Annotated in this window: 4 protein-coding genes; all 4 read left to right on the top strand. The window is 65.8% G+C overall.

Features of this window, described 5'->3' with window-relative positions; translation table 11 throughout:
- On the top strand, positions 1-828 hold an 828-nt coding region (locus tag V6M63_RS16370; RefSeq protein ID WP_332743594.1), incomplete at its 5' end, for an aminotransferase-like domain-containing protein.
- A 66-nt stretch (positions 829-894) separates the two neighbouring features.
- On the top strand, positions 895-2,202 hold the full coding sequence (locus V6M63_RS16365; protein ID WP_332743592.1) for a dicarboxylate/amino acid:cation symporter: 1,308 nt from the start codon (positions 895-897) through the stop codon (positions 2,200-2,202).
- A gap of 40 nt (positions 2,203-2,242) precedes the next feature.
- Entirely contained in the window at positions 2,243-2,956 is a 714-nt protein-coding gene (gene dapB / locus V6M63_RS16360) for a 4-hydroxy-tetrahydrodipicolinate reductase (protein ID WP_332743590.1), read from the top strand.
- A gap of 182 nt (positions 2,957-3,138) precedes the next feature.
- A partial coding sequence (locus tag V6M63_RS16355; protein ID WP_332743596.1) for a carbamoyl-phosphate synthase domain-containing protein occupies positions 3,139-3,272 on the top strand: 134 nt, incomplete at its 3' end.

Genomic DNA, 3,272 nt, shown 5'->3' with positions numbered 1-3,272 from the left:
GGTGCGCTGCAGGCATTCTCGTTGTTCCAGCCTGCGTTCTCGGCCATGCACACCGACGAGCAGGGCATCGTCACCGATGAACTCACCGCCGAGCAACTGGCCGGGGCGCGCTTCATGTACTGCCTGCCCAACTTCCAGAACCCCACCGGCCGCCGCTTGCCGTTGGAGCGGCGCAAGGCGCTGCTGCAGAAGGCGATCGCTGCGGGCGTGCCGGTGATCGAGGACGATCCCTACGGCGAGCTGTGCTACAGCGGCGATCAATTGCCCAGCCTGCTGTCGATGGCGCCGGAGAGCGTGATCTACATGGGCTCGTTCTCCAAGGTCCTGGCCCCGGGCCTGCGCCTGGGTTTCGTGATCGCCCCCGAGGAACTGCACGGCAAACTGGTCCAGGCCAAGCAGGCCGCCGACCTGCACACACCCTCGTTCTCCCAGCGCATCGTCTACGAAGCGGTACAGGATGGCTTCCTGGACGCGCACATCCCCACCATCCGCACTCTGTACGCGCATCAGTGCCAGCTCATGCTGGCCGCGCTGCAGCGTTACTTCCCGGTCGAGGCGACCTGGAACCAGCCCGAAGGCGGCATGTTCATCTGGGTCACCCTGCCCAAGGGCGTGGACAGCAGCGCGTTGCTGGCTAAAGCCATCGAACAGAACGTGGCCTTCGTCCCCGGTGCACCGTTCTATGCGGTCGATCCGCAGCCGAACACCTTGCGCCTGTCGTTCGTCACCGTGCCCCAGGACAAGATCGAGGCCGGTGTGCAGATCCTCGGCAAGCTGCTCAAGGCCGAGATCGCGGCACTCGGCCTGGGTGCCGTGGCAGCGGCCTGACCCGGCGTTCCCGCCAGCCCCAGGAGTGCGTGCTAAGTTGCCGCCGCCGGGGATGAAAGGGTAACGATGGGCAGGGGCTGGTGGAAGAACCTTTATCTGCAGGTGCTGGTCGCCATCGCGATCGGCGTGCTGCTGGGCCATTTCCGCCCGGACCTGGGCGAGCAGATGAAGCCGCTGGGCGATGGCTTCATCAAGCTCGTGAAGATGATCATCGCCCCGGTGATCTTTCTCACCATCGTGGCTGGCATCGCCAAGATCGGCGACCTGCGCCATGTCGGCAAAATCGGCCTCAAGGCGATCCTCTATTTCGAGGTGCTGACCACCCTGGCACTGGTCATCGGTCTGGTCGTCGCCAACCTGGTCAAGCCCGGCGCCGGCATGGGTATCGACCCGGCGCAACTCGATGCCTCCAGCGTGGCCAAGTACCAGAAGGCGGCCGAAGAACAGGGCACAGTCGCGTTCCTGCTGGACGTCATCCCCGAAACCTTCGTGTCCGCGTTCACTTCCGGCAAGCTGCTGCAGGTGCTGCTGGTGGCCATCCTCGCCGGTATCGCCTTGACCCGGATGGGCAGCAGCGGCAAGCGCCTGCTCGATCTGGCCGAGGATGCCTCGCAGCTGGTGTTCGACATCGTCGGCATGATCATGCGCCTGGCCCCGATCGGCGCGTTCGGGGCGATGGCCTTCACCATCGGCAAGTTCGGCCTGGATTCGCTGGCGTCGCTGGGCTGGCTGCTGGCATCCGTGTATCTGACCTGCCTGGCCTTCGTCTGCATCGTGCTGGGCACGGTGGCACGGCTGTCCGGATTCTCCCTGTGGAAATTCCTGAAGTACATCCGCGGCGAACTGCTGCTGGTGCTGGGTACGTCTTCTTCCGAATCGGCCTTGCCGCGCTTGCTGAAACGGCTGGAAGACCTGGGCTGCGACAGGGCCGTGGTGGGGTTGGTGGTGCCGACGGGTTATTCGTTCAACCTCGACGGCACGTGCATCTACCTGACCATGGCCGCGGTATTCGTGGCCCAGGCCGTCGGCGTGGATCTCACGCTGGGGGAAGAGATCACCCTCATCGGCGTTCTGTTGCTTACTTCCAAGGGCGCGGCGGGCGTCACCGGATCGGGTTTCGTCACGCTTGCGGCAACGCTGGCCGCACTCAACGGCAAGGTGCCGGTGGAAGGAGTAGCGCTGGTCCTGGGCGTGGACCGCTTCCTGTCCGAGGCCCGCGCCATCACCAACATCATCGGCAATGGCGTAGCCACCATGGTTGTGGCCCGCTGGGAAGGCCTGCGCGACGACACGCGCATGCACGCCGCGTTCGCGGCCGGGCCGCCCTCATTGGAAACCATGCAGGTGGCGCGCGATCCGGACCAGGGCGATTGATGTGCTTGTCGGAGAAGGCGCGCGCCGCTAGCCTGCATCCATGAGCGAAACCACACGACTGTTGATTCACGGTGCTTCCGGCCGCATGGGCCAAGCCTTGCTGCGGCTGTGCGCCGACCGGACTGACTGCGCGGTGGTGGCCGCCATCACCAACCGGTCGCCCGTGCAGCGGGTCGTAGACGGAGTGCCGTTCTTCGCTGCCAAGGAACTGTCCGGCGCGCCTGCGTTCGACGTGGCGATCGATTTCAGCCTGCCGGAAGGGTTCGCCCCCATCCTGGCCCTGTGCGTGGCCCGCGGCGCGGCACTGGTTTCCGGCACCACCGGCTTGGACGAAGTGCAGCGGGCGGCCCTGGAGGCGGCGGCGCAACGGATCCCGGTATTGTGGGCCTCGAATTTCAGCCTCGGCGTGGCGGTGCTGACCGAGCTGGTGGAGCGCGCGGCGGCGGCATTGCCCGGGTGGGATTGCGATGTGGTCGAGGCCCACCATACCCAGAAGAAGGATGCGCCCTCCGGCACGGCGTTGACGCTGGGCGCAGCGGCGACCGCGAACGGTGCGAAGGTCAGCTATGCCAGCCTGCGTGCGGGCGACATCGTCGGCGAGCACACGGTCCAGTTCACCGGCCTGGGCGAACGCGTGGAACTGGTGCACCGCGCCGGCAATCGCGACATTTTCGCGCGTGGCGCGTTGCACGCGGCAGCGCGCCTGGCCGGCAGGCCGCCCGGGGTTTACCGGGTGCGCGACCTCCTCGATTGACCGGGCTAAAGTCCCGATTCAGCAACCGGTTCCGAAAAAACGACTGGCGCCGCAGACCCCGTCCCCGTACAATTCCCGCTCGCCTGTTACCCACCGCCACGGACCGCAGAAACGCCGAGTCCGTGGTTTCTTGCAGCCGCAAGTTTGGAGGGGCAGGGTTCCTTCACCCCAAGGCGAGCCCAGTGACCCAACCCGCAATCCTCGTACTCGAAGACGGCACTGTATTCGAGGGCGAATCCGTAGGCGCGAGCGGCCTATCCGCAGGCGAAGTGGTGTTCAACACCGCCATGACCGGCTATCAGGAGATCCTTACCGA

Origin of the sequence: Hydrogenophaga sp., assembly GCF_036675665.1 — a bacterium.
Taxonomy (GTDB): domain Bacteria; phylum Pseudomonadota; class Gammaproteobacteria; order Burkholderiales; family Burkholderiaceae_C; genus Hydrogenophaga.
The sequence above is the reverse complement of the archived record's forward strand: the minus strand, read 5'-3'. Positions and strand labels throughout refer to the sequence as shown.